This is a genomic window from Amycolatopsis thermoflava N1165 (assembly GCF_000473265.1).
Classification (GTDB): domain Bacteria; phylum Actinomycetota; class Actinomycetes; order Mycobacteriales; family Pseudonocardiaceae; genus Amycolatopsis_E; species Amycolatopsis_E thermoflava.
Genome location: NZ_KI421511.1, coordinates 2,229,890 through 2,253,983 on the forward strand (window position 1 = coordinate 2,229,890; position 24,094 = coordinate 2,253,983).

24 protein-coding genes are annotated in these 24,094 nt (G+C 72.3%); 13 read left to right on the forward strand and 11 right to left on the reverse strand.

Annotated features, from left to right (window positions below; all coding sequences use genetic code 11):
- Window positions 1-72: 72 nt before the first annotated feature.
- The 3 genes from AMYTH_RS0111040 to AMYTH_RS0111050 form a co-directional block, all read right to left on the reverse strand.
- A complete protein-coding gene (locus tag AMYTH_RS0111040; RefSeq protein ID WP_027930370.1) occupies window positions 73-2,085 on the reverse strand; it encodes a neutral/alkaline ceramidase in 2,013 nt (670 codons plus the stop codon).
- Window positions 2,086-2,215: 130 nt separating this feature from the next.
- Entirely contained in the window at window positions 2,216-3,241 is a 1,026-nt protein-coding gene (locus AMYTH_RS0111045) for an LLM class F420-dependent oxidoreductase (RefSeq protein WP_027930371.1), read from the reverse strand.
- Entirely contained in the window at window positions 3,238-4,161 is a 924-nt protein-coding gene (locus tag AMYTH_RS0111050) for an oxygenase MpaB family protein (RefSeq protein WP_027930372.1), read from the reverse strand. Before AMYTH_RS0111050 ends, AMYTH_RS0111045 begins: the two co-directional genes overlap by 4 nt.
- Before the next feature lie 48 nt (window positions 4,162-4,209).
- Between AMYTH_RS0111050 and AMYTH_RS0111055 the strand changes: the two genes are divergently transcribed.
- Window positions 4,210-4,800 carry a TetR/AcrR family transcriptional regulator gene (locus AMYTH_RS0111055; RefSeq protein ID WP_027930373.1) on the forward strand — a complete coding sequence of 197 codons (591 nt, stop codon included), beginning with the start codon at window positions 4,210-4,212 and terminating at the stop codon, window positions 4,798-4,800.
- On the opposite strand, the gene dmpG is transcribed toward AMYTH_RS0111055, so the two are convergent.
- Entirely contained in the window at window positions 4,797-5,819 is a 1,023-nt protein-coding gene (dmpG, locus tag AMYTH_RS0111060; RefSeq protein ID WP_027930374.1) for a 4-hydroxy-2-oxovalerate aldolase, read from the reverse strand. The genes AMYTH_RS0111055 and dmpG overlap by 4 nt on opposite strands.
- Window positions 5,816-6,727 (reverse strand): acetaldehyde dehydrogenase (acetylating), encoded by a 912-nt coding sequence (locus AMYTH_RS0111065; RefSeq protein ID WP_027930375.1) that lies wholly within the window; start codon window positions 6,725-6,727, stop codon window positions 5,816-5,818. Before AMYTH_RS0111065 ends, dmpG begins: the two co-directional genes overlap by 4 nt.
- Window positions 6,728-6,785: 58 nt before the next feature.
- Between AMYTH_RS0111065 and AMYTH_RS0111070 the strand changes: the two genes are divergently transcribed.
- Window positions 6,786-7,532 (forward strand): IclR family transcriptional regulator, encoded by a 747-nt coding sequence (locus tag AMYTH_RS0111070; protein WP_026153989.1) that lies wholly within the window; start codon window positions 6,786-6,788, stop codon window positions 7,530-7,532.
- A 121-nt stretch (window positions 7,533-7,653) separates the two neighbouring features.
- A complete protein-coding gene (locus tag AMYTH_RS0111075; RefSeq protein ID WP_228684711.1) occupies window positions 7,654-8,118 on the forward strand; it encodes a hypothetical protein in 465 nt (154 codons plus the stop codon).
- Between the two features lie 18 nt (window positions 8,119-8,136).
- Here AMYTH_RS0111075 and folP read toward each other — a convergent pair whose 3' ends face one another.
- Window positions 8,137-8,949 carry a dihydropteroate synthase gene (folP, locus tag AMYTH_RS0111080; protein WP_051363054.1) on the reverse strand — a complete coding sequence of 271 codons (813 nt, stop codon included), beginning with the start codon at window positions 8,947-8,949 and terminating at the stop codon, window positions 8,137-8,139.
- 145 nt (window positions 8,950-9,094) lie between these two features.
- On the opposite strand from folP, the gene AMYTH_RS0111085 reads away from it, so the two are divergent.
- Window positions 9,095-9,721, forward strand: coding sequence for a TetR/AcrR family transcriptional regulator (locus tag AMYTH_RS0111085; protein ID WP_027930378.1), 627 nt, complete (start codon window positions 9,095-9,097; stop codon window positions 9,719-9,721).
- Window positions 9,722-9,918: 197 nt separating this feature from the next.
- Here the strand turns inward: AMYTH_RS0111085 and rpsA are convergent, their stop codons facing one another.
- Window positions 9,919-11,415, reverse strand: a complete 1,497-nt coding sequence (gene rpsA / locus AMYTH_RS0111090; RefSeq protein ID WP_017988058.1) for a 30S ribosomal protein S1 — start codon at window positions 11,413-11,415, stop codon at window positions 9,919-9,921.
- A gap of 273 nt (window positions 11,416-11,688) precedes the next feature.
- Here rpsA and AMYTH_RS0111095 point away from each other — a divergent pair, with 273 nt between their 5' ends.
- The 8 genes from AMYTH_RS0111095 to AMYTH_RS0111130 all read left to right on the forward strand — a co-directional run bounded on the left by AMYTH_RS0111095 (window position 11,689) and on the right by AMYTH_RS0111130 (window position 18,935).
- Window positions 11,689-12,558, forward strand: a complete 870-nt coding sequence (locus AMYTH_RS0111095) for a class I SAM-dependent methyltransferase (RefSeq protein WP_027930379.1) — start codon at window positions 11,689-11,691, stop codon at window positions 12,556-12,558.
- Window positions 12,549-13,472: a GNAT family N-acetyltransferase gene (locus tag AMYTH_RS0111100; protein WP_027930380.1), complete on the forward strand. Its 924-nt coding sequence runs from the start codon at window positions 12,549-12,551 to the stop codon at window positions 13,470-13,472. The genes AMYTH_RS0111095 and AMYTH_RS0111100 overlap by 10 nt, the downstream gene beginning before the upstream one ends.
- A gap of 73 nt (window positions 13,473-13,545) precedes the next feature.
- On the forward strand, window positions 13,546-14,199 hold the full coding sequence (locus AMYTH_RS0111105; RefSeq protein WP_027930381.1) for an ATP-binding cassette domain-containing protein: 654 nt from the start codon (window positions 13,546-13,548) through the stop codon (window positions 14,197-14,199).
- Window positions 14,196-16,076, forward strand: a complete 1,881-nt coding sequence (locus AMYTH_RS0111110; RefSeq protein WP_027930382.1) for a YhgE/Pip family protein — start codon at window positions 14,196-14,198, stop codon at window positions 16,074-16,076. The genes AMYTH_RS0111105 and AMYTH_RS0111110 overlap by 4 nt, the downstream gene beginning before the upstream one ends.
- Window positions 16,073-16,657, forward strand: coding sequence for a TetR/AcrR family transcriptional regulator (locus tag AMYTH_RS0111115; protein ID WP_027930383.1), 585 nt, complete (start codon window positions 16,073-16,075; stop codon window positions 16,655-16,657). Before AMYTH_RS0111110 ends, AMYTH_RS0111115 begins: the two co-directional genes overlap by 4 nt.
- A gap of 84 nt (window positions 16,658-16,741) precedes the next feature.
- A complete protein-coding gene (locus tag AMYTH_RS0111120) occupies window positions 16,742-17,362 on the forward strand; it encodes a dihydrofolate reductase family protein (protein WP_027930384.1) in 621 nt (206 codons plus the stop codon).
- Window positions 17,359-17,712, forward strand: a complete 354-nt coding sequence (locus AMYTH_RS0111125) for a YciI family protein (RefSeq protein ID WP_084022567.1) — start codon at window positions 17,359-17,361, stop codon at window positions 17,710-17,712. The genes AMYTH_RS0111120 and AMYTH_RS0111125 overlap by 4 nt, the downstream gene beginning before the upstream one ends.
- Window positions 17,709-18,935, forward strand: coding sequence for an RNA polymerase sigma factor (locus tag AMYTH_RS0111130; protein ID WP_027930386.1), 1,227 nt, complete (start codon window positions 17,709-17,711; stop codon window positions 18,933-18,935). The genes AMYTH_RS0111125 and AMYTH_RS0111130 overlap by 4 nt, the downstream gene beginning before the upstream one ends.
- Before the next feature lie 207 nt (window positions 18,936-19,142).
- Here the strand turns inward: AMYTH_RS0111130 and AMYTH_RS0111135 are convergent, their stop codons facing one another.
- From AMYTH_RS0111135 to polA, 4 genes are all read right to left on the reverse strand, one after another.
- Window positions 19,143-19,760 carry a Rossmann-fold NAD(P)-binding domain-containing protein gene (locus tag AMYTH_RS0111135; RefSeq protein ID WP_231960537.1) on the reverse strand — a complete coding sequence of 206 codons (618 nt, stop codon included), beginning with the start codon at window positions 19,758-19,760 and terminating at the stop codon, window positions 19,143-19,145.
- Window positions 19,761-19,881: 121 nt separating this feature from the next.
- Window positions 19,882-20,313, reverse strand: a complete 432-nt coding sequence (locus AMYTH_RS0111140; protein ID WP_027930388.1) for a VOC family protein — start codon at window positions 20,311-20,313, stop codon at window positions 19,882-19,884.
- A 31-nt stretch (window positions 20,314-20,344) separates the two neighbouring features.
- Window positions 20,345-20,785, reverse strand: coding sequence for a helix-turn-helix domain-containing protein (locus AMYTH_RS0111145; protein WP_027930389.1), 441 nt, complete (start codon window positions 20,783-20,785; stop codon window positions 20,345-20,347).
- 4 nt (window positions 20,786-20,789) lie between these two features.
- Window positions 20,790-23,525 carry a DNA polymerase I gene (gene polA / locus AMYTH_RS0111150; protein ID WP_027930390.1) on the reverse strand — a complete coding sequence of 912 codons (2,736 nt, stop codon included), beginning with the start codon at window positions 23,523-23,525 and terminating at the stop codon, window positions 20,790-20,792.
- Between the two features lie 85 nt (window positions 23,526-23,610).
- Here polA and AMYTH_RS0111155 point away from each other — a divergent pair, with 85 nt between their 5' ends.
- Window positions 23,611-24,054 (forward strand): hotdog fold thioesterase, encoded by a 444-nt coding sequence (locus tag AMYTH_RS0111155; RefSeq protein WP_027930391.1) that lies wholly within the window; start codon window positions 23,611-23,613, stop codon window positions 24,052-24,054.
- Window positions 24,055-24,094 lie beyond the last annotated feature (40 nt).

Sequence of the window (24,094 nt, forward strand, 5' to 3'; positions counted from 1 at the left end):
CGATCTGCACCCGGTGATCGCCCGCATCGTGTCATCGATCACGGCCCGGGGAGCGCCCGGGGCGCGAATTCGTTATGAGACGACGAACGCGCGGGAGGCGCCGGTGACGGGGGTGATCGTGCCGTCCAGGGACTTCGCGTCGCCGGCGTGGACCACCCGGTACTGGCCGACCGGGGTGTCCGGCGGGATGTCCCAGGTGATCGTCGCCGTGGACTCGGCCAGGAAGGTGCGCCGCCACCGGTACTTGGTGGACCAGTCGCCGTCGTCGGCGTGGCGGACCCAGGTGCCGCCGTCCAGGCGCTGGACCTCCAGGAACGTCCCGTTGCGGTGCAGGTCGTTCTTCGGGTGGCCGGTGACGAACTCGACCAGCACCTGCTCGCCCCGCCGGTAGCTGCTACGGGCCTCGGTGAGCACGTCGCCGAACCGCTTGAGCAAAGGTGGCGAGTCCACCACCACGCCGGGCTGGAAGTTGAGCTGGTCGCCGGACAGGTCACGCGGCTGCGGGCCGCGGGGGACGCTCGTGCCGGCCCGCATCGCGGCCGCGAGCCGGGCGAACTCCTGCTGGTAGGCGGGCAGCGTGTAGCGGCCGAAGAGCGTGGACGCGCCCTCGTACTGCTGCGAGTCGTACTCCTCGGGCGTGGTGACGTACTGGCTGTACGCGTTGGCGTAGCCCTGCATGATCACGTTTTCCAGCGGGACGCCCAGCTCGGCGGCGACGGTGCGGCGGATGCGCAGCCCGGCGACGATCGTGTACTCGGCGGGCCCGGCGACGAGGTGGAGCTGCCCGAGCCGCAGGATCTGCAGCGGCAGCACCTCCGGCGCCCACGGGTAGGGTTTCATGGCGCCGAACGGCACCGCGATCACCTTCGGCGCGTGCGCGTCGGCCAGCGCCTGCGGGATCGGCGCGTCCATGCCGCCGAGCGCGTCGACGAAGGGGTTGCGGACGCCCTCGGGCAGCGGGAGCCCGGGGCCGTCCTCGGTGCTGCCGGCGAGCATCGACACGCCGATCGCGGCGGTGGCCGTGGTGCGCTGCCGCCCGTCCGGGGTGTACCGGCCGTCCACGGTCACGCGGGACATGTCCACGTAGCAGAAGCGGTAGTCGAGCGGTCCCGTGACGGCTGTGGTGGCGTTGTCGAAGGCGGCTTTCGCGGCGGTGAACTGGCGTTCGCCGATGATGCGGGTGTTCTCGAACTCGTTCTCGGTGGGGCCGGAGCCGGGCTTGAGGTTGAGGTTCGGGGACATGTCGCCGGAGTTGGTCTGCGGGAAGCACGCGACGAACTGCGGTGCGCCGTCGAGGTAGCGGGTGCCGCGCCCGTGTTCCCAGGCGTAGGCGGCGTAGCCCTTGTTGTCGCCGCTGATCAGCTTGTTCGCGTTGGTCATCGAGGTGCCGTGCGTGGCGAACCAGGCGATGGCGCCGATGTCGCGGCCGCCCTGGCGGAAGCGGAGGACCGTGACGGCCGGGTCGATGGCGAGCGGGAAGTGGTCCTTGTCGGCCTGCGGGTTGAGCTCGAAGGCGGTGCGGGACCGGTTGACGCTGGCGTCGGTCAGCTCGGTCCGGCCGAGGCTGATCGTGCCCGGCGCGAGGTTGTCGTGCGCCTGCTGGATGGCCTCGGTGATGCCGTCGACCTGGGCGTCGTAGGTCTGCCGCTGGAAGCCCAGGATGGACAGGTTGTAGGCGGCGTACCAGGACGATCCGCCGCAGCCCGCGTGCGTGTGCGTGGCGTTGAGCAGCACGTTGTGCTCGGTGTAGAGGTCGCCGAACCGCTCGGCGAGCCGGGCGAGCACCCCTTGGTGCACGGACTGGAACAACGCGCCGACGTCGGCGTTGACGAACACGATCCGGCGGCCCCCGGGTTCCGCGACGATGTACGCGCGGGCGCGGGTGCGCTGGTGGATGCCGGCGGTCTGCTGCTGCGGCATGGAGTAGCCCATCATGCCGCACTCGGCCGCGGGCCCGGTGACGTCGGAGATGCCGACGCCGACGAGATAGCCCTGCTGCGCGGCCGCCTGCGGGGTGGCGAGCACTCCCGCGGCGAGCGGCGCGACGGCCACCCCGGCGAGGACACTCCTGCGGCTCACCGGCATCGGCGACCCTCCCTCCAGACGTGAAGCCGTTTCAGGTTTCACGGAGCCTAGAGGAGCCCGTCCAGCGCTGCCAACCCTCGATCGGGTGGCCCACCCGTCGCACATTTCCGGCATGGTGCGAGCGGGGTGCTCAGCCGACCACCTCGGCGATCCGCCGCAATGTCCCCGCGTCCCCACGCAGCAGCAACGTCGTCACCACGGTTTCCTCCCAAGCCGCCAGCTCCGCCCGGATCTTCTCCGGCGGCCCGATCAGCGAGGTGTCCTCGACCAGCGAGGTGGGGATCGCCGCGGTGGCTTCGGCCTTGCGCCCGGCGAGGTAGAGCTCCTGCACCTTCTCCGCGACGTCGGCGTACCCGAGGCGGGCGAACACGTCCTTGTGGAAGTTGACCTGCTTGGCCCCCATGCCGCCGATGTAGAGGGCCAGCGACGGCTTGATGAACCCGGCCGCGGTCTCCACGTCGTCGTGCACGATGACCGGCACCGAGGCGGCCACCTCGAAGTCGGCTTGCGTGTGCCGGGCGCCCGGGCGCGCGAAGCCCTCGGCGAGCGCTTCCCGGTAGAACGGGTCGCTCTTCGGGGAGAAGAACAGCGGCAGCCAGCCGTCGCAGATCTCGGCCGCCAGTGCGACGTTCTTCGGCCCCTCCGCCGCCAGGTAGATGGGGATTTCCGGGCGCAGCGGGTGCACTGTGGACTTCAGCGGCTTGCCCAGCCCGGTCCCGTTCTTCAGCGGCAACTGGTACTGCTCGCCGTCGAAGGTCACCGGCTCCTGCCGGGCCACCACCCGCCGCACGATCTCGACGTACTCCCGCGTCCGGGCCAGCGGCCGCGGGTAGGGCTGCCCGTACCAGCCCTCCACCACCTGCGGCCCGGACGCGCCGAGACCCAGGATGAACCGGCCGCCGGAGAGGTGGTCCAGGGTCATCGCGGCCATCGCGGTGGCGGTCGGGGTGCGGGCCGACATCTGGACGATGTTGGTGCCGAGCTTGACCCGCGAGGTCGCCGCGCCCCACCAGGCCAGCGGGGTCAGCGCGTCCGAGCCGTACCCCTCGGCCGTCCACACCGAATCGAACCCCAGCTCCTCCGCCGTGCGGATCGCGTCGAGCGCCCCCTCCGGCGGGCCGGAGGACCAGTAACCGATGTGATAGCCGAGCTTCACGACACCTCCCGGGGAACGTAATGGGTGGGACTGTCCCGTTCGGACAGCGGCGGCAGGTTGCGGGCCGGTGTCTCCACCAGCGGGGCGTCCGCCGGGACCTCGCCGCGCACCCGCCGCCACGCCGCCCTGGCGCGCGGGTGGTAGCGGCGGTCGTGCGGCACGAACCGGAACGCGAGACCGATCGCGCGGCCGGCCAGCCGGTGCAGCACCTCGTTCCGGCGCGACCAGGAGTAACCCAGCCGCTCGCGCACCGCCGGGTGGTACAGACCGACGGTCCACCACACGAACGACTTCGCGATCACCACGCGCAGCACCCGCCAGACCGGGTCCGGCATCCACGACACGAACGGCGGCTTGGCGATGCCGGCGATGTCCAGCACGTCCCTGGTGGCCTTGTTGTCCTCCAGGACCTCGGTGCACATGTGGTCCCAGTAGGCCTGGAACTCCTCCCACGAGCCCGGCACCGGCCGCATGCTCAGCCCGTAGAGCCGGTACCACTCGACGTGCTCGTCGAACAGCCGCCGCTTGTCCGCCTCGCTCAGCCCGCCCATCATCCGCTCCGCGGCGACCACGGTGAGCATGAAGAACGTCGAGTGCGCCCAGTAGAACGTGCCCGGGTTCAGCGCGTGGTAGCGGCGGCCGCGGGAGTCCACGCCGTGGATCGTCTCGTGGTAGCCGCGCACCGCGCGGGCGGTCTCGGCCGCGCGCGGCCCGTCGTAGACCACGCCGCCGATCGGGTAGAGCGAGCGGAACAACCGCTCCCACCGCTCGGCGAAGAACCGCGAGTGCTCCTCCACCCCCGCGCCGAGTTCCGGGTGCATGTTCTGCAGCGATCCCGCCCACAGTGCCATGAGCAGGGTCCGCCAGTCGCCGAAGTACTTCCACGTCAGGGAATCGGGGCCCAGGGGCTGCGGTGCCATGATCCGAACGCTACAATTGACAACACCTGTAGTCAATTGTGAGGGCGGATGGCGGAGAAGACCTGGGCGGGCACCACCCTGAGCGACCGCCGGGCGGCCCGGCGCGCCCAGCTGCTCGACGCCGGGCTGGACCTGCTCGGCACCGAGGGCAGCGCGGCGGTCACCGTGCGCGCGGTGTGCCGGCACGCGAAGCTCACCGAGCGGTACTTCTACGAGAGCTTCGCCGACCGCGAGGAACTGGTGGTCGCGGTCTACGAGCAGGTCGCCGCCGAGGCCCACAGCGCCATCGCCGGCGCGGTGCCGGACAGCCGCCGTGACCCGGCCCAGCGGGCCGAAGCGGCGGTCACCGCGTTCGTCGAGCTGATGCTGGACGATCCACGCAAGGGCCGGGTCCTGCTGCTGGCCCCGATCACCGACCCGGCCCTGTCCGCGCGCGGGATGGCGCTGCTGCCCGCCTTCGCCGGCCTGATCCGCGAGCAGCTGCCCGCGCGCATGGACGCGCTGGAGAAGCAGCTGACCGCGATCGGCCTCGTCGGCGCGCTGACCCACCTGTTCACCGCCTACCTGTCCGGCACCCCCGAGATGCCCCGGGAGCGCCTGGTCGAGCACTGCGTGCGCCTGCTGGTGCGGTCGTCCTAAGCAGACTCGCGCTCCGCCACCAGCTGCAACGCGATGTCGATGATCATGTCCTCCTGACCGCCGACGTAGCGCTTCTCCCCCACGCGGTAGAGGATTTCGTGCGCGGGCACCTGGTAGCGCTCCGCGGCGCGCTCGGCGTGCAGCAGGAAGCTGGAGTACACCCCGGCGAAGCCCTGCACGATCGACGACCGGTCCATCACCGGCAGCCGCGTGATGAACGGCTTCACCACGTTCTCCGCGGCGTCCATCAGCACGTCCTTGTCCACGCCGGTCGCGACGCCGAGCCGTTCGAACACCGCGGCCAGCACCTCGGTCGGCGAGTTGCCCGCGCCCGCGCCGAGCGCGACGAGCGAACCGTCGATCTGCTTCGCGCCCGCCCGGTGGGCGAGCACCGAGTTCGCGACGCCGAAGCTCAGGTTCTGGTGGCCGTGGTAGCCCACCTGCGCCGCGTCGCCGAACTCCGCGACCAGCGCGGCCACCCGGTCGGCGGCCTCCTCCAGGATCAGCGCCCCGGCCGAGTCGACGACGTACACGCACTGGCAACCCGCGTCGACCATGATCCGGCCCTGCTTCGCCAGCGTCTCCGGCGTGGCCATGTGCGACAGCATGAGGAACCCGACGGTCTCCAGCCCGAGCCTGCGCGCCTCGGTGAAGTGCTGGATGGACACGTCCGCTTCGGTGCAGTGCGTGGCGATCCGCACCGCGCCCGCGCCGAGGTCGGCGGCGGCCTCCAGGTCGGCGACCGTGCCGAGGCCGGGCAGCAGCAGCACCGCGATCTTGGCCTGCTTGGCCTCCTCGACGGCCGCGGCGATCAGCTTCCGCTCGTCCACCAGAGAGAAGCCGTAGTTGAAGGTCGACCCGCCGAGCCCGTCGCCGTGGGTCACCTCGATCAGCGAGATCCCGGCCGCGTCGAGCGCGCGCACGGTGTCCCGCACGTTCTCCTCGGTGAACTGGTGGGCCATGGCGTGGCTGCCGTCGCGCAGGCTCGTGTCGACGAGCCGCACCTCCCGCTCGGTCATGCCGGCACCTCCTGCGTCCGGTTCGCGGCCAGCAGCTCGCCGACGCGGGCGGCAGCGGCGGTCATGATATCCAGGTTCCCGGCATAGGGCGGCAGGTAGTCGCCGTTGCCGGCGACCTCCAGGAACACCGCCACCCTGGCGCGGCCCTGCCAGCCGGGCCGCGGGTCGTCGAACTGCGGCGCCGCCTTGAGCGTGTAGCCGGGCACGTACTCCTGCACGTCGGCGACCATCCGCTCGATGGAGGCGGTGATCGCGTCGCGGTCGGCGTCCGGCGAGATCGCGCAGAACACCGTGTCGCGCATGATGAGCGGCGGTTCGACCGGATTGATGATGATGATCGCCTTGCCCTTCGCGGCGCCGCCGACGATCTCCAGCCCGCGCGCGGTGGTCTGGGTGAACTCGTCGATGTTGGCGCGCGTGCCCGGACCCGCCGACCGCGACGACACCGACGCGACGATCTCGGCGTAGGGCACCTCGGTGACCCGCGCGACGGCGTGCACGATCGGGATCGTGGCCTGGCCGCCGCAGGTGATCATGTTGAAGTTCGCGGCGCCCAGCTGGTCCGGCAGGTCCACCGCGGGACAGGTGAACGGGCCGACGGCGGCCGGGGTCAGGTCGACGGCCTGGATGCCGGCCTCGGCGTATCGCGGCGCGTTGGCCAGGTGGGCCTTGGCGGACGTGGCCTCGAAGACGATGTCCGGCAGCTCGTCGCGGGACAGCAGCCAGTCCATGCCCTCGGCCGAGGTCTCCACGCCCAGCGCGGCCGCGCGCTTCAGGCCGTCCGATGCCGGGTCCACCCCGACCATGTACGCGACCTCGATGTGCTCGCTGCGCCGCAGCTTGACGAGCAGATCGGTGCCGATGTTGCCGGGTCCGACGATCGCGGCCCGTGCCTTCCGGGTGCTCATGCGCCCTCCTTCCGGGGTCGGCTCCACGGTGCGCCCCGGAGTGCGGCACACTCAACGCATGTGTGCCGCTGAGCGGGACGACGGGATGACCGCCGCCAGGATCGCCGCGCTGCTCGGCGCGTTCCGGCCGGGCGATCAGGCGCTGGGCGCGTCCGAACTCGCGCGCCGCACCGGCCTGCCGAAGTCGTCGGTGCACCGGCTGACCGGGCACCTGGTCACGCAGGGACTGCTGGAACGGGACGGCACCGCGGTGCGGCTCGGGCTGCGGCTGTTCGAGATCGGGCAGCTCGCCGGCCGCGAACGCGGGCTCGTCGACGCCGCCCGCCCCTACCTGGCCGATCTGCGGGAGGCCACGCGCAACACGGTGCACCTGGCGGTGCTGGAGGGCACCGAGGTGGTGTATCTCGACATCGTGCGCGGCCCGGACGCGCCGGCCCTGCCCTCGCGCATCGGCGGCCGCTTCCCCGCGCACGCCACCGCGGTGGGCAAGGCGATCCTGGCGCACTCCCCCGCGTCCGTTCTGGACACCGTGCTGGCGGCGGGCCTGACCAGGGTCGGCCCGCGCACGATCACCGCGCCCGGGCTGCTGCGGCGGCAGCTGACCAGGATCCGCGACGAGGGGGTCGCCTACGAGCGGGAGGAATCCGGGGTGGGCGTAACCTGTGCAGCCAGTCCAGTGCTCGGCGCGACCGGCCGGGCACGGGCCGCGATTTCGATCTCGGGCTGGAGCAACCGGGTCCGGGTCGAGCGCGTCTCTCCAGCGGTGCGCACGGCGGCTCTCGCTTTGTCGCGAGCCTTGCCGTAGGGTCTCGCGCACCAGCGGGGATGATCGACATGTACGGTCCCGTGGCGCTCGCCGGGCCACGGGGATGTTAGGGAGGATTGGCGTGACCACCGCGACCACCCAGGTAGACGACCTTCGGCTCGTGGCTGCACCGACCGCCGTCAGCTGCGCCGAGATGTTCGTCCGTTTCGCCCTCCTGGAGTGGAAACTGCGGCCACTGGCCGACGACGCGGCGACCGTCATCCGGCACCTGGTGCGGTCCTCGGTGGAAGGGGCGGACCGGCGATCGCCCCGCTTCCTGACCGTCCGGTTGCGCCTGCACCGCGACGTCGTGGTCGTCGAACTCGACGACGACCGCCCCGGCGAACCCCCCGAGCTGCCCGGCTGGACCATCAACACCGTCGCCCTGCCCGGCGGGCACCGCACGGCGTGGTGCGAGCTGCCGCTGCCGGCCGGCCTGACCGGGGCCCTCCCGACGCGCTCCCCGCACCGCATGCCCAGCCCGGCGACCGAGTACCCGGCCGAGGAGCCGTTGCCGGAGCCGGACTTCCTGGACTCGCAGATCCTGCAGCGCGTGCTGCACGGGCTCAACGGCTCCTCGCGATAGCGCTTTCCGGCACCCGGCTCAGGCCAGGCCGCGCACCGCCTGGGCCGGTGGCCGGTCCCCGGCGATCGTCGCCACCATCTCCAGCACGCGGCGCGTCTGCTGGACCTCGTGCACCCGGAACACCTGCGCACCGTCCCTGGCCGCGAGCGCGGTGGCGGCCAGGGTGCCGTCCAGCCGTTCCGTGACGTCCGCGCCGAGGGTCTCCCCCACGAAGTCCTTGTTGGACAGTGCCATGAGGACCGGCCAGCCGGTCGCGGTCAGTTCGCTCGCGTGCCGCAGCAGGGCGAGGCTGTGCCAGGTGTTCTTGCCGAAGTCGTGCGTCGGGTCGATCAGGACCCCGCCGCGGGGCACGCCGAGCGCCACGACCTCCTCGGCCCGGCGGGTGATCTCCTCGATCACCTGGCCGACGACGTCCTCGTAGCGGACGCGGAACGGGCGCGTGCGCGGCACCGCTCCCCCGGTGTGCGAGCACACGTACCCGGCGCCGAACTCGGCCGCGACCTCGGCCAGTCGCGGGTCGGCGCCCGCCCAGGTGTCGTTGAGCAGGTCCGCCCCGGCCTCGCAGGCCAGCCGTCCGACCTCGTGCCGCCAGGTGTCCACGCTGATCACCAGGTCCGGGTGCCGCCGCCGGATCTCCGCGACGAACGGCACCACCCGGCGGGTCTCCTCGTCGACCCCGACGTCGCTGCCGGGGCCGGCCTTGACCCCGCCGATGTCCACGATGTCCGCGCCCTCCACGACGGCGCGGTCGACCGCCGCCAGCGCGTCCGGGTCCGCGAAGGACGCGCCCCGGTCGTAGAACGAGTCGGGTGTGCGGTTCACGATCGCCATCACGAGCGCGCGGTCGGCGACGACGCGCCGCCCGCGGAAGACCAAGTCGACTGCCACGAGTTCATCATGCCTGCCGTGGCGGGGGCGCGATAACGCGCGTTATGCCCTAAGTTGCTTCCAGGAGAGCGAAGGGGGTGCGCGGCGGATGGCCACCCGACACGGCCAGGGCGACAGCCACAGCAGGGAACGCTTCCTGCAGGCCGCGCTGACGGTTCTCCTCAAGCAGGGCGTTTCCGGGCTGACGGTGCGCAGCGTCGCCGAGGCGGCCAGCACGTCGACGATCGGGGTCTACACGCGTTTCGGCGGCCGCAACGGCGTTCTGGACGCCTTGTACGAGCGCACTTTCGAGATGCTGCACGAGGAGTTCCGGGCGGTGCCGCCGGTTTCCGGCGATCCGGCGGCGGGGATCCTCGCGCTGGCCCGCGCCTACCGACGGTTCGCGCTGGACAGCCCGGCGCGGTACGCGTTCATGTTCGAGCAGTCGGTGCCCGGGTTCGACCCGGACCCGGACCTGCGGGCGTTCGCGCAGCGCAGCAGCTTCGACCTGCTCGTGGACCGGGTGGCGCCGGTGACGCCGCCCGGCCGCGACCCGAACGTCACCGGATACCTGATCTGGACCACGATGCACGGGCTGGTGAGCGTCGAGCTGACGCACCGCGCGCGCAACCCACCGCCGAAGTGGTTCATCGAGACCACCGACGACGCCTACGACGAGGTGTTCGGCTCCGGCATCCGCGCGATGATCAACGGGCTGGACCTCGAACTCGCCTGAGCCACTCCCGCACCCCTCCGCGACGCGACACCCCCGCACGAAGGGACACCGCGCCCCCCTACGCATCGAAGCGCCGACCCGAGTCACTCCCGCGGCGTCGGCCTCGGGCCGCGGCCGCCACTCGGCCCCGGGAACGACCGTGGCCCCCGGTCCAAGCAGGACCGGGGGCCACGGATCAGTCACTCAGCCGGGAGGGCTCACGCACCGCCCGAGAGCTTCTCGCGCAGAGCCGCGAGCTGCTCGTCGCTGGCGAGGGTGCCGCCGCTGCGCTGCTCCGAGCCGCCGCCGGTCGAGCTGTAGTTCTGCTCGCCGCCGCCGACCGGACCACCGGTGGCCTCCTCGGCCGCCGCCTGGGCGCTGGCCTCGGCAGCCTTGGCGATCTGCCGCATGTGGGCCTCGTAGCGGGCGTGCGCCTCGGCGTACTGGCGCTCCCACTCCTCACGCTGCTTGTCGTAGCCTTCCTGCCACTCCTGCGTGTCGGGGTCGAAGCCCTCGGGGTAGATGTAGTTGCCCTGGTCGTCGTACTCGGCGGCCATGCCGTACTGCGTCGGGTCGAACTCGGTGTCGGTGGTGAAGCCCTCGTTCGCCTGCTTCAGCGACAGCGAGATCCGGCGGCGCTCCAGGTCGATGTCGATGACCTTGACCATGACCTCGGTGCCGACCTGCACGACCTGCTCCGGGATCTCCACGTGGCGCTCGGCCAGCTCGGAGATGTGCACCAGGCCCTCGATGCCCTCCTCGACGCGGACGAACGCGCCGAACGGGACGAGCTTGGTGACCTTGCCCGGCACGATCTGGCCGATCGCGTGGGTGCGGGCGAACTGGCGCCACGGGTCTTCCTGGGTCGCCTTCAGCGACAGGGACACGCGCTCGCGGTCCATGTCGACGTCCAGCACCTCGACGGTGACCTCCTGGCCGACCTCGACGACCTCGGACGGGTGGTCGATGTGCTTCCAGGACAGCTCCGAGACGTGCACCAGACCGTCGACGCCGCCGAGGTCGACGAACGCGCCGAAGTTGACGATCGAGGACACGACGCCCTTGCGGACCTGGCCCTTGGCGAGCGCGTTGAGGAACTCGCTGCGGACCTCGGACTGGGTCTGCTCGAGGTAGGCCCGGCGGGACAGGACCACGTTGTTGCGGTTCTTGTCCAGCTCGATGATCTTCGCCTCGAGCTCGCGGCCGACGTAGGGCTGCAGGTCGCGCACGCGGCGCATCTCCACCAGGGAGGCGGGCAGGAAGCCCCGCAGGCCGATGTCGAGGATCAGGCCGCCCTTGACGACCTCGATGACGGTGCCCTTGACGGGCTCGTCCTTCTCCTTGAGCTCCTCGATCGTGCCCCAGGCGCGCTCGTACTGGGCGCGCTTCTTGGACAGGATCAGCCGGCCTTCCTTGTCCTCCTTCTGGAGAACGAGGGCCTCGACCTCGTCACCGACGCTGACGACCTCGCCGGGATCGACATCGTGCTTGATGGACAGCTCACGCGAGGGGATGACGCCCTCGGTCTTGTAACCGATGTCGAGCAGCACCTCGTCGCGGTCGACCTTGACGATGGTGCCCTCAACGATATCGCCGTCGTTGAAGTACTTGATCGTCTTGTCGATCGCGGCGAGGAAGTCTTCCTCCGACCCGATGTCGTTGACGGCGACCTGGGCGGCGCCGGACGTCGGGGCGGTGGTGGTGTCGGTGGTCATTAGGTGGGTTGCTCCGGTTGGTTTACGGCTCGAGTAGGTTTGCAGTTTGCGCGCGCGGTGAGCGTGCGACGGCAACCATGAGCAAACGTTCACAACGGAACGGCCGCGGAGCATCACCGCCGACGGTGCGCGACCCGAAACCCGGCTCAGCTCTGCCGAGTGGAAGGTAGCGCGAACCCACTGCGCTAGAGATATCGTACGCGGCCGCCCACGCGCGGCACAAACAGGGTCGCCCGCACGGACGCGGCGGGGCTGACCGGTGAGAATACCGGTGTGACGACGGCGGCAGACGACAACGGCGGCGACCTCGACCCGGACCGGCACGCCCGCGCCGAACACCGGCTCGGCACGGTCGGCGTGGCGCACCGGCAGGTGACCGCGGACGAGGCGACGGCGGCCAACCTGGCCTGGTGGGACGCCGACGCCGACGACTACCAGGCGGCCCACGGCGGCTTCCTCGGCGACGCGGACTTCGTGTGGTGCCCGGAGGGCGTGCGGGAGGCCGACGCCCGGCTGCTCGGCGACGTGCGCGGCCGCCGTGTGGCCGAGATCGGGTGCGGCCAGGCGGCGTGCTCGCGCTGGCTGGCCACGGCGGGCGCGCACCCGGTCGGGCTCGACCTGTCGGCCGGGATGCTCCGGCACGCCCGCGCGGGCGCGGCGCGCACCGGGATCGAGGTCCCCCTGGTCCAGGCGACGGCCGAGCGGCTGCCGCTGGCGGACGGCAGCGTCGACGTGGCCTGCTCGGCCTTCGGCGCGCTCCCCTTCGTGGCCTCGATCGAGACCGTGTTCGCCGAGGTGCGCCGGGTGCTGCGGCCGGGCGGGCCGTGGGTGTTCGCGGTGACCCACCCGATCCGGTGGATCTTCCCGGACGACCCGGGGCCCGCCGGGCTGACCGCGAGCCAGCCGTACTTCGACCGCACCCCCTACGTGGAGGTCGACGCGGACGGGAAGGCGACCTACGTCGAGTACCACCGCACGGTGGGCGACTACGTGCGGGCGCTGGCCGCCACCGGGTTCGCGCTCGAGGACCTGATCGAGCAGGAGTGGCCGGCCGGGCACACCCGGGTGTGGGGCCAGTGGAGCCCGTTGCGGGGCAAGCTCTTCCCCGGCACGGCGATCTTCCGGGCGCGTGCGTGCCCGTGAGCGCGGCCCTGCTGTCCGCGCAGCGGGCCCGGTTCAGCGCGCTGGACCCGCTGCTGCCGCCCGCCGCGCCGCCGCCGGAGGGCGAGGTGCTGATCGCGGCGACCGCGGACGGCACCCGCGTCACCGGGGTGGTCCAGGTCCAGCGGCACCAGCCGGGCGCGTTCGACCTGCTGTGGTCGGCCGCGCAGGTGTGGCAGCTGTTCCCGTGCGTCGGGGACACCGGGACCGCGGGCATGGACGCGCTGCTGCGGGCCTGGCGGCGCCGGATGGACCGCGAGTCGCCCGGCGCGGACTCGTCGTGCACGGTGACCTGGCCGAGCCGGGACGCCGAGGCGGTGCGCGCGTTCCTCGACCACGGCCTGGTCCCGCTGTCCGTGCTCGCCGTGCGCACCGGCCCGCCGGTGGAGCACCCGCCCCCGCCGGGGGTGACGATCCGCCGCGCGCGGCCGGAGGACCTCGAGGAGGTCGTGGCGCTGTCGCTGGTCACGTTCCGCTACTCCAGCCTGGTCGCGGGGCCGTGGCGGCCGGGCACCGCGGAGCTGATCATCCCGCGGCTGGAGCGCAACCTCGCCGCGGACGCGCCGGTCTGGCTCGCCGAACGGGACGGTGTCGCCGTCGCGCTGGCCGACTGCGGCTGGGTCGAGTCGGCGCCCGGGTCGTGGGCCGCCGAGTTGCTGCCCGCCGGGCAGTGGGGTTACGTCAACAACGTGGCGACCAGCGAGCACGCGCGCGGCGAAGGCATCGGCAGGGCGCTGCTGAGCCGGGTTCACCGCGAGTTCGCCGACCTCGGCGCCCGCGCGACCTACCTCTACTACAACCCGGCCAACCCGCTGTCCTCGGTGTTCTGGCCGCGCCAGGGGTACCGGCCGCTGTGGTCGTACTGGGAGGTCCGGCCGGCGTCCGCGCTGCGCTGACCCCCGAGTTGCGGGCTCCCGGGGACGGGCGTAGCTTTTGAACTGACCAGTCAGTTCAAAAGAGGGGGATCCTGTGCGGGTGCACGCCGACCGCGTCACCGTCGAAGGTCCGCACGGCACGGTGCTGCCGCCGACCTCGCTCACCGTCGCCGAGGGCGAACTCGTCTTCGCGCACGGCGAGCCGGGCGCCGGGGTGTCCGCGTTCGGTCTCGCCCTGACCGGGCGGATGCGGCCGACGACCGGGCTCGTGACGCTCGACGGCAAGGCGGACGCCGCGAAGCTGCGCCGCGTCAGCGCGGTGGTGGACGCGCCGGAGATCACCGCGCCGGAGGGCTCGCTGCCGGTGCGGATGGTCGTCGCCGAGGAGCTGTCGATCGGGAAGCTGCCCGCGGGCAAGGACGCCGTCGCGCGGTGGCTGTCCGAGCACGACCTCGCCGGGCGCGCGGACGTCCGGTTCGAGCACCTGTCCCCCGCCGAGCGCACCCGGCTGCTCACCGCGCTGGCCGCGGCGCGGCCCGGGGTGCGGCTGATCGTGCTGGACACCCCCGACCGGCACACCAGCGACGTCGGGACCTGGGCGGACCTCGCCCGCGACCACGCCGAGCGCGGCTTCGCAGTCGTCGTGCTGACCGCGACCGCTCCGCCCGGGGTGCTGCCCGCTCCCCCGGCGCTGCTCGGCCACACCGAACAGCCCGAACCCGAACTCGTGCAAGGAGATCCGCAGTGACCGGCCTCCGGCTCGCCGCCGGGGAACTGCGCCGCCTGACCTCCGGCAAGCTGCCCAAGCTCGCCGTGGCCGCGCTGGTGCTCGTCCCCCTGCTGTACGCGTCGTTCTACCTCTACGCCAACTTCGACCCCTACGGCCGCCTCGGCAAGCTCCCCGCGGCGATCGTGAACGAGGACGCGGGCTCCGCCGACCGCAACGTCGGCGACGAGGTCACGTCCTCGGTGGTCGGGTCGGGCACGTTCCAGTGGCACGAGGTCTCCGCGGCCGAGGCCGACGCCGGGGTGCGCGACGACCGCTACGCGTTCACGATCACGATCCCGCGCGACTTCTCCGCCGCGCTGCTCTCCAGCGGGAACTTCACCCCGCAGCGCGCCACGATCCAGCTGACCACGAACGACGCGAACAACTACCTCTCGCACACCATCGCCAACCAGGTCGCCGAGCAGATCCGCGACACGATCGCGGAGAAGGTGGGCAGCGAAGCCGCGAACCGGTTCCTGATGGGCTTTTCGACCATCTACCAGCAGACCCAGCAGGCCGCGACCGGCGCCACCCAGCTCGCCGACGGCGCGAACCGCCTGCTGTCCGGCCAGCGGCAGCTCGCGGACGGGGCGCAGCAGCTGGCCACCGGCAGCGCCCAGCTGTCGTCCGGGCTGTCCACGCTCCGGTCGAGCACCGCGACCCTGCCGCAGAGCACCCGGCAGCTGGCCGACGGCGCGCAGCAGGTCGCCGACGGCAACAGCCAGGTCGCCGCGGCCGGGTCCACCGTCGCGAGCGGGTCCGCCCAGCTCGTGCGCAACCTCGACGACGTGAACAACCAGCTCACCGACCGGCTGCGCGCGGCCGGGCTGTCCGAGGCCGACATCGAGCGGGTGCAGGGCGTGCTGGGCGATCTGCGGGCCCCGGTCGACCAGGCCAACGCGAAGGTCCAGCAGACGTCGTCCCAGCTGAACCAGCTCGCCGATGGGGCACGGCAGGTCGCGGCCGGCGCCGCCACGCTCGCGAACTCGGCGCCCGCGCTGTCCGGCGGGATCGCGCAGGCGGCCGACGGCGCGAGCACGCTCTCGGCCGGCGCGAACCAGCTCAACGACGGTGAGAAGGCCGCGTTGTCCGGCTCGCAGGAGCTGGCTACCGGAGCCGGGCAGCTCCGGGACGGCCTGAACAACGGGCTGCAGCAGATCCCCAACCCCAGCGACCCGACGCGGACCGCGACGGCGGACACGATCGCCGACCCGGTCGCGGTCAACTCGGTCGGCGTCGCCTCCGCGGGCACCTACGGCGCCGGGCTGGCCCCGTTCTTCCTCGCCCTGGCCACCTGGATCGGCGCGTTCGTGCTGTTCCTGCTGATCCGGCCGCTGTCGTCGCGGGCGATCGCGGCGGGCACCGCGCCGCTGCGGGTCGCGCTCGGCGGGTGGCTGCCCTCCGCGCTGCTGGGCATCGCGCAGGTCGTCGTGTTGTTCGCCGCCGTGACCTGGTTCGTCGGCATCCACATCGCGCACCCGGTGGGCGCGCTGGCGTTCGCGATCCTGGCGTCGCTGACGTTCACCGCGATCGTGCACGCGCTCAACGCGTTCTTCGGCGCCGTCGGCAAGTTCCTCGGGCTGGTGCTGCTGGTGCTCCAGTTGGTCAGCGCGGGCGGCACGTTCCCGTGGCAGACCCTGCCGGACGCGCTGTACCCGCTGCACGTCGTGCTGCCGATGGGGTACGTGGTCGACGGGCTGCGGCACCTGCTCTACACCGGCGCGTCGCTGCGGAACCTGCTGGACATCGGGGTGCTGGTCGCCTACCTGGCAGGCGCTCTCGCGGTGTCGGCGCTGGCGGCGCGCAGGCAACGGGTGTGGACGGTGTCGAAGCTGCAGCCGGAGCTGTCGCTGTGAGCCCGCGCGGCGAAAGCACCAAGCAGAAGCTGTTCGAGGCGACGCTGCGGCTGGCCACGGAGAAGGGGCTGCCCGGGCTGACGGTGGACGAGATCGCGGCGGCGGCCGGGGTCGCGAAGGGCACCGTGTACTACAACTTCGGCAGCAAGGACGGGCTGATCGACGCGCTGCTGCGCTACGGCGTCGGTCAGCTCGCCGAGCGGCTGCGGGCGCACGCGGCCGAGCCGGACCCGGTGGCCGCGCTGGAGTCCCTGGTGGACACCGGGCTGGAGTTCATCGCGGGGCACCGCGGGTTCTCGCAGATCCTGGTCAGCGAGCTGTGGCGGACGCCGGGCCAGTGGCAGGAGACGCTGTCGCTGCTGCGCGAGGACATCGTCTCCATCGTGAAGGAGCAGCTGCAGCGGGTGGCCGACGCCGGCCGCCTGCCGCCGGGGATCGAGGTGCCGACCGCGGCGGCCGGGCTGTTCGGCACGCTGCTGGTCGTCGCGCTGGACTGGCAGGTGTTCCAGCCACAGCGCTCCCGCGCCGAGGTGCGCGAGGGCATCATGCTCCTCGTGCGGGGTGTGGCCCGCGCCGATTAGTTCCCGCCGGTTGTCGATTCCGGGGCCGCTCGTTCGCCGTCAGGGCGCGGGCGTCACCAGGGCGCCCCCGAGGAGAGGATCGACATGCGGAAACTGGTGGTCACGGCGTTCGTGACGGCCGACGGCGTGATGCAGGCGCCGGGCGGCCCGGACGAGGACCGCGACGGCGGCTTCGCCCACGGCGGCTGGGCGGTGCCGTTCATCGGCGAGCGGGTGCTGGAGCTGATGCTCGAGTTCACCCGCGGGGCAGGCGCGCTGCTGCTCGGCCGGAAGACCTACGAGGAGTTCGCCGCCACGTGGCCGCTGGCCGACGACCCGTTCGGCGACGTGGTGAACGGCCTGCCGAAGTTCGTCGCCTCGCGGACGCTGAGCGAGGTGGGCCGGCGCAACTGCACGCTGCTGCGCGGGGACGCCGCCGAGGCGGTGGCCGAGCTCAAGCGTGGCGAGGGCGGGGACATCCAGGTCCACGGCAGCAGTGAACTGGTGCAGACGCTCCTGGCCCACGACCTGGCCGACGAGTTCCAGCTGCTGCTGTTCCCGGTGCTGACCGGGCCGGGGAAACGGCTCTTCGGCGACGGGACGACCGCGGGCGGGCTGGAGCTGACCCACTCCGAGCGGCTGCCGCGGGGCGGGCTGCTCCACCGTTACCGGCGCGCGGGCGGGCTCGAATGTGGTGCGATGGGCCCGGAAACGGGCAACTGGTGAGCGGGGACGAGACGATGCCGCAGTACGCGATCCTGATCTACGAGAAGGAACTTCCCGGCGGCGTGGCCGACATCCCGCCGGAGGTCATGGAGGCCAACCTGGCCGTCGGGCCGAAGATCGAGGCCATGGGGGCGCGGGTGGTGCACGAGCAGGGACTGCAGCCGGTGGCGCGGGCCCGCACGATCCACCAGGGCGGCGCGGTGACCGACGGCCCGTTCCTGGAGAGCAAGGAGGTCATCGCCGGGTTCTTCGTGGTCGAGGCCGCCGACCTCGACCAGGCGGTGGCCATCGGGAAGCTGCTGCCGATCATGGACGGGGCGGTCGAGGTGCGGCCGTTGATGGAGGTGTGACCGGGGTCCGGGACGCCGTCGCCGTCGCGCACCGCCGCGAGTGGGCCAGGGTGCTCGCCGCGACAGTGCGCGTCACGCGTGATCTCGACCTGGCGGAGGAGTGCGTCCAGGACGCCTACGCCGCCGCGCTCGACTCGTGGGCCCGCGACGGCGTCCCGGACCGCCCGGCCGCGTGGCTGACGACCGCGGCGCGGCACAACGCGCTGGACGCCCTGCGGCGCGCGGCGACGCTGCGCGCGAAGCTGCCGTTGCTGGTCGAGCCCGCGCCGGACCGCCCGGTCGCCGACGACCCGCTGCGGCTGGTGTTCCTGTGCTGCCACCCGGCGTTGTCGCCCGAGGCCCAGGTGGCGCTGACGTTGCGGCTGGTGTGCGGCGTGCCGACCCCGGACGTCGCGGCCGCGTTCCTGGTGCCCCCGGCGACGATGGCGGCCCGGATCACGCGGGCGAAGAAGAAGATCGCGGCGGCGCGGATCCCGTTCCGCATGCCCGCGCCGGCCGAGCTGCCGGAGCGGCTGGACGCGGTGCTGACCACGATCCACCTGCTGTTCACGACCGGGCACACGGCGCCGTCGGGCGAGTCGCTGACGCGGGTGTCGTGCGCCGAGCGGGCACTGGAACTGGCGCGGCTGCTGCGGGAGCTGGTGCCGGACTCGCGGGAGGTGCGCGGGTTGCTGGCGTTGCTGCTGGCGGGACACGCGCGCCGGGCCACGCGCACGGACGCGTCGGGGCGGCTCCTGCTGCTGTCCGAACAGGACCGTTCCCGCTGGGACCGCGGCGCGCTGGCGGAGGCGGACGAGCTGGTGGTGTCGGCCCTGCGGGGCGGCCCGCCAGGACGGTTCGCCCTGCAGGCGGCGATCGCGATGCTGCACGCGAGCGCACCGTCGTACTCGGAGACGGACTGGCCGCAGATCCTGGTGCTGTACGACGAACTGGCGAAGGTGTGGCCGTCCCCGGTGGTGGCGCTGAACCGGACGGTGGCGGTGGCGATGGTGGACGGCCCGGCGCAGGCCCTGGCCGAGGTGACGGAGCTGGAAGACGACCGCCGGTTGTCCGGGTACCGGTACCTGCCCGCGATCAAGGCCGATCTGCTGCGGCGATTAGGCCGGTTCCCCGAGGCCGCCGGGTGTTATGCGGAAGCACTGCGCCTGACGGAGAACGAAGCCGAACGCGCGTTCCTGGCGGACCGCCTCGCCGAGATGCGGGAAAGGGACGCCCCGGGTTGACGCGCCGCGCTCGGCGGCCCACCGCCGGGGCGCTCCCCTGGGCATGCGGTCCCGGCGGGCGCCGAGCAAACGACCCAACGGACCAGCGGCCACAACCTGCCCGTCATCAAGACCGATCCCCGCCCGACATAGGCCCGCTATCAAGGCAGGTCGCGCCGGGCATGGGGAGCCTCCGGGGCCGGCGGCCGGAGCTGCCTGCCGCGGGGCTCAGCGCACCATGGGCCGCAGCTGGCCGATCTGGTGCGTGGACGTCGTGTGGCCGTCCAGGGCCCGGCGCACCGCTTCGAGCACTCCCTCGCCGATCTCGGCCTGCGCCAGTGACCGGTGGGCGTCGTAGCCGGAGACCGTGCCCAGTTGCACCACTTGGGTCGGGTGCAGCGGCAGCAGCGGGTCGGGCGGCTCGGCCGCCCCGGTGCCGCTGAGGCCGCCCCGCACCTCCACCACCGGCGCGCCGTCGGCGAGCAGGGACTCCACCGCGCCCATCACCGACCGCCGGTACTGCTCGTGGATCCACGCGACCAGCAGGTCCGCCTGCCCGCGCAGCGCCAGCTCCGCCTTCGCCGCGAGCTCCCGCGGCCGGTCCCAGTGCGCCTCGACCCAGATCGCCTTCCCACCGCCCCACGGGCGGATCGTGCCGTCGCGGAAGGGCCGGTGCCCCGGCGGCCGCATCGACCGCCGGGCCGCCTCCCCCGGCCGCACCTCGCAGTCGAGCGGGTGGTACCGCCGGGACGGCAGCACCACGTGCCAGCCCTCCCGCGTCAGGACTTCGGCGAGCCCGGCCAGCATCCCCGTACCCGCCAGGATCAGCGCTTTCCGGCCAGCCATGACCCCACGCTACCTGCTGCTCCCGGCACGGGCAGCCTCGCGACGTGGCGTTCTCCCGCCCGCAACGCGCCGGACACATTTCCACTGCGAAGCGCCCGATCCGGCCGGAAACCGGCGAAGATCAGCCCCAGTCCTTGCCCGGGTCGAACGCGTGCGGCTGGGTGAGGCTGAACCAGTTGCCGGAGTCGTCGCGGAACACGGCCTCGATCCCGTACGGCCGTTCGGCAGGCTCCTGCAGGAACGTGACCCCGCGGGCGGCCAGTTCGGCGTGCGTCCCGCGGCAGTCGGCGGTCTTCCACACGCCCCCGCCGAGCGCGCCCTTGGCCACCAGTTCCCGGATCTGCTTCTCGGTCTCCGCGTCGTGCTGCGGCGGCCCCGGCTTCATGAGGATGAAGTCGAGGTCCGGCTGGCCGGCCGGGCCGACCGTGAGCCAGCGGAACTCGCCGATCCGCAGATCCTGCCGCACCTCGAAGCCCAGCTTCTCGGTGTAGAACGCCTTCGCCGAGTCCTGGTCCAGCACGTAGACGCTGGAGTGGGACAGCCCCTTGATCATCGCGAACCTCCTGTGGTCGATGGGAGGAACGCTACTGACCTGGGGCGTCCCCGGGCTTCTCCGAATGTGCTGTTCCCGCCGTCGGCCGGGTCCACATCATCAGGTAGCACCCGGGCACCGGCGGCGGGGCGTCCGAGCGCACCCGCGTCCGGTACTCGCTCGGCGAGGAGCCGGTGATCTCGGCGAAGCGGCGGCTGAACGTGCCGAGGCTGGTGAACCCGACGGCCAGGCACACCTCGGTGACGGTCAGGTTCACCGACCGCAACAGGTCTTGCGCCCGCTCGATACGCCGCCGCGTCAGGTAGGCCTTCGGGCTCTCCCCGTACGCGGCGGCGAACGAGCGCATGAAGTGGTAGCGCGAACAGCAGGCGACGGCGGCGAGCGCGTCCACGTCGAGGGGTTCGGCGTAGTGCGCGTCCATCCAGTCCTTGGCGCGGCGCACCTGCGCCACCACCGCCGCCCGGTCCGTCATGCCGTCAGTGCGCCGCCTCGTTCCAGGACCGGCCGAACCCGACCGACACCTCCAGCGGGACGGCCAGCTCGTACGCCGCGCCCATCTCGCGCCGCACCAGCTCCTCGACCTGGTCGCGCTCGCCCTCGCTGACCTCGACGATCAGTTCGTCGTGCACCTGCAGCAGCACCCGCGACCGCAGGCCGGCTTCGGCGATCGCGCGGTGCACGCCGATCATCGCGACCTTGATGATGTCGGCGGCGCTGCCCTGGATCGGCGCGTTGAGCGCCATCCGCTCGGCCATCTCGCGCCGCTGCCGGTTGTCGCTGTTGAGGTCGGGCAGGTAGCGGCGGCGGCCGAAGATCGTCTCGGTGTAGCCGACCTTGCCCGCCTCGACCACGACGCTGTGCAGGTAGTCGCGCACCCCGCCGAACCGGGCGAAGTACTCGTCCATCAGCCCGCGGGCCTCCTCGGTGGAGATCCGCAGCTGCTGCGACAGGCCGTAGGCCGACAGCCCGTAGGCCAGGCCGTAGTTCATCGCCTTGATCTTCGCCCGCTGCGGCCCGGTGACCTCGGCCGGGTCGACGCCGAACACGCGCGCCGCGGTGGCGGCGTGGAAGTCGAACCCGGACTGGAACGCCTCGATCAGCGCCGCGTCCTCGGACAGGTGCGCCATGATCCGCATCTCGATCTGGCTGTAGTCCGCGGTGAGCAGCTCCGCGTACCCGTCGCCGACGACGAAGGCGTCGCGGATGCGGCGGCCCTCCTCGGTGCGGATCGGGATGTTCTGCAGGTTCGGGTCCACAGAGGACAGCCGGCCGGTGGCCGCGATGGTCTGGTGCAGCGTGGTGTGGATCCGGCCGTCGTCGGCGACCGACTTGAGCAGGCCCTCGACGGTGCTCTTGAGCCGGGTGGCGTCCCGGTGCTCCAGCAGGTGCTGCAGGAACGGGTGCTCGGTCTTCTCGTACAGCGTCTGCAGCGCCTCGGCGTCGGTGGTGTAGCCGGTCTTGGTGCGCTTGGTCTTCGGCATGCCCAGCTCGTCGAACAGCACCACCTGCAGCTGCTTGGGCGAGCCGAGGTTGACCTGCTTGCCGATCACGCCGTAGGCGGCCTCGGCGGCCTGCTTCACTCGGGCGCCGTAGTGCGCCTCCAGCGCGGTCAGCTGCTCGATGTCGACGGCCACGCCCGCGGCCTCGACCTCGGCGATGACCTGCAGCAACGGCAGCTCGATGTCGCCGAGCAGCTTGGTGCCGCTGATCTTCTCCAGCTCGCCGGACAGGGCGCCGGCCAGCTCGGCGACCGCGCTGGCGCGGACCAGCTCGCCCTGCACCAGCTTCTGGTCGCCGTCGTCGCCGTCGAGCAGGGACAGCTGGCCGTCGCCGGAGTCACTGTCGTTGCGCAGCTCGCGCTGCAGGTACCGCAGCACCAGGTCGTCCAGCTCGAACGACCGCTGCCCCGGCCGGACCAGGTACGCGGCCAGCTCGGTGTCCATCGCCAGGCCGGCGAGCTTCCAGCCGCGCGCCCGCAACGCGTGCAGCGGCACCTTCAGCGCGTGCCCGGCCTTGGCGATCGCCGGGTCGGCCAGCCACGCGGCCAGCGCCTGCTCGTCGGCCTCGTCCAGGGCGGTGACGTCGACGTAGCCGGCCTCCCCGCCCGGCGCGGCCAGGCTGATCGACTGGATGTCGGACCGCACCGAGGAACCGGTGGTGCGGAAGGACAGGCCCACGGTCTGGCCCGCCTTGGTGTGCTTCGACAGCCACGCCGCGAGACCGCCGGCGGGCACCGCGGCGCCCTCCACCTCGAACCCGGACTCGGCCTCCGGCTCGGCGCTGGACAGCGTCTGGAACAGCCGGTCGCGCAGGACCCGGAACTCGAGCTCGTCGAACAGCCGGTGGACCGCGTCCCGGTCCCACGGCTTGAGCGCGAGGTCGCCGGGCGTGGCGTCCAGCGGCACGTCCCGCACCAGCTCGGTGAGCTGGCGGTTGAGCGTCACCGAGCTCAGGTGGGCGCGCAGCGCGTCGCCGACCTTGCCCTTGACCTCGTCGACCCGGTCGATCAGCGCGTCCAGCGACCCGAACTGCTGGATCCACTTGGTGGCGGTCTTCTCCCCGACGCCGGGGATGCCCGGCAGGTTGTCCGACGGGTCGCCGCGCAGCGCCGCGAAGTCCGGGTACTGCGAGGGCGTGAGCCCGTACTTCTCCGCGACCCCGGCCGGGTCGTAGCGGACCAGGTCGGACACGCCCTTGCGCGGGTACAGCACCGTCGTCGAGTCGTCCACCAGCTGCAGCGCGTCGCGGTCGCCGGTGCAGATCAGGACCTGGTAGCCCTCGGCCGTCGCCTGCGTGGTAAGCGTGGCGATGATGTCGTCGGCCTCGTAGTTCTCCTTGGTCAGCACCGGGATGCCGAGCACCCCGAGCACGTCCTTGACCAGGTCGACCTGCCCCTTGAACTCGTCCGGCGTCGACGTCCGGGTCGCCTTGTAGTCGGCGAAGGTGGCCGAGCGGAACGTCTGCCGCGACACGTCGAACGCCACCGCGAGGTGCGTGGGCTGCTCGTCGCGCAGCAGGTTGATGAGCATCGAGGTGAACCCGAACACCGCGTTGGTGACCTGGCCGGTGGAGGTCTTGAACCGGTCGGCAGGCACGGCGAAGAAGGCGCGGTAGGCCATCGAGTGGCCGTCGATCAGCAACAGCCGCGGCCGTCCTTCCGCGGGCGCCGTCGCTGTGGTGTTGGCTACTGGCTGGTTCTGGCTGGGGCTCACGGGTGCGAGTCTAGGGTGGGGCACCGACAGAACCGCGCGAGCGGTCGTTCCGCCCTGCCGTCGTCTCACCGAGGAGTCACCCGCGTTGACCGAGAACCTCTCCGAAGCCATCCGCGAGCAGCTCGCGGGCATCGATCCGCGCGTCGCGGAGCAGCAGCTCAACAACAAGCTCGGCATCGAGTTCGTCGAGCTCACGGCGGAGCGGGTGGTCGGCACGATGCCCGTCGAGGGCAACCTGCAGCCCTACGGCCTCCTGCACGGCGGCGCGAACGCCGTGCTCGCGGAGGCGCTGGGCTCGACCGTGGCAGCGCTCAACGCGGGGGCGGACAAGGCCACGCTCGGGTTCGAGCTGTCCTGCACCCACCACCGTGCCGCGCGGGAAGGCCTGGTCACCGGCGTGGCGACGCCGCTGCACGTCGGCCGGGGCACCATCACCGCCGAGATCGTGCTGACCGACGACCAGGGCCGCCGCACCTGCACCGCGCGCCTGTCCTGCCTGGTGCGCGACGCCGCCCCCGGCAGCCGCTGACAATCACGAAGAAGGGCCCCGGCGCACGAGCGCCGGGGCC